The sequence below is a fragment of the Cellulomonas septica genome (assembly GCF_012396155.1).
GTDB lineage: Bacteria > Actinomycetota > Actinomycetes > Actinomycetales > Cellulomonadaceae > Cellulomonas > Cellulomonas septica.
The window spans coordinates 1-1411 of record NZ_JAAXOY010000803.1 but is presented as its reverse complement, the minus strand read 5'-3'; the positions used below and the strand labels follow the sequence as shown (position 1 = coordinate 1411).

Sequence of the window (1411 nt, the reverse complement as noted above, 5' to 3'; positions counted from 1 at the left end):
GCCCGGTCGGTCGCGAGGCCGGCGAGCGCGCTGCGCGCCTCCGCCGGGGTCGGTCGGGGCGAGGGCAGCGCGCCGTCCAGGTCGTTTTCCATGTCGGCAAGTCTATCGATGGGTTGCCGATCCGGAAAGTGACTTCGGCAGGCGCGCCCGCCGCAGGAGGGGTGCGGGATGCACGGCCGGACCGCCTACGATGACGCCGATCGACGAGCGACGACGCGGGAGGTCCCTGGTGGCGGTGCAGTGGCGTGCGGGTACGGGCGTGCGACGGGTCGGCGTGGTGCTGGCCGGCGGTGTGGCCGCGGGCGTGCTCGCCGGGTGCGCGGGGCAGCCCGGTGCGGCGGCGGTCGTCGACGGGACGGCGATCCCGACGTCCGACGTGCGGGTCGCGTCCGACGAGCTGCGGCCCTACCTGCAGGACGTGTCGCCGTCCAACGTGCTCACGGTCCTGGTGCACGAGCCGACGATCGTCGCGATCGCCGAGGAGAACGGCGTCGGCGTCTCCGAGGAGGAGGCCGCCGAGCTGCTGGACTCGGTCGCGAAGCAGCGCGACCCGGAGGCGGACACGACGTTCTCGCAGCCGTCGCTCGACGTCGCGCGCTACTCGCTCGCGTACACGCGCCTGCAGGAGCTCGAGGACGCGCAGGAGGTCCTCGGTGACGCGCAGGACCGCATCGCGCAGCTCGACGTCGAGGTCAACCCCCGGTTCGGCACGACGGACGACGTGAACACGATCCTCCCGCCGACGGCGCGCCCGTGGATCGTCGCGCCGCAGACGGACGCCGGCCAGGGCGACGGCACCGCGCCCGCACCCGAGCCCAGCCCGTCGGCGTCCTGACGGGTCGGTCCGAGGTGAGCGCCGAGCCGAGCACGCACGCCGACGCGCTCGCGGAGCTCGTCGCCGTCATGGACCGGCTGCGGTCCCCCGGCGGCTGCCCGTGGGACGCGCAGCAGACGCACCGCTCGCTGGTCCCGTACGCGCTCGAGGAGGCCGCGGAGCTCGCCGAGGCGGTCGAGGCCGACGACCGCGCCGGGCTGCGCGAGGAGCTCGGCGACCTGCTGCTGCAGGTGGTCTTCCACGCGCGGATCGCGCAGGAGGACGGCGACGACCCGTTCGACGTGCAGGACGTCGCGGCGGACCTCGTCGCGAAGCTCGTCCGGCGGCACCCGCACGTGTTCGGCGACGCCGAGGCGGTGCACGACGAGGAGGGCCAGCACGTCGCGTGGGACCGCGCCAAGCGGGCCGAGAAGCAGCGTGCGTCGGTCTTCGACGGCGTCCCGCTGGGTCTCGGGGCGCTCGCGCGGGCGCAGAAGCTCGTCGCACGTGCGGAGCGCGCGGGCCACGACGTCTCCGTGCCGGCGGCCGCGCCCGACGCACCGCTCGGCGACCGGCTGCTCGCGCTCGTCGCCGAGG

The 1411-nt window shown here is 75.4% G+C and carries 2 protein-coding genes; both read left to right on the top strand.

The window, feature by feature from the left end; genetic code table 11:
- The first annotated feature begins 229 nt into the window (after window positions 1-229).
- On the top strand, window positions 230-835 hold the full coding sequence (locus HGA02_RS19315; RefSeq protein ID WP_168681010.1) for a hypothetical protein: 606 nt from the start codon (window positions 230-232) through the stop codon (window positions 833-835).
- A gap of 14 nt (window positions 836-849) precedes the next feature.
- The coding region (locus tag HGA02_RS19310; RefSeq protein WP_343035636.1) for a nucleoside triphosphate pyrophosphohydrolase at window positions 850-1411 on the top strand (562 nt) is incomplete at its 3' end.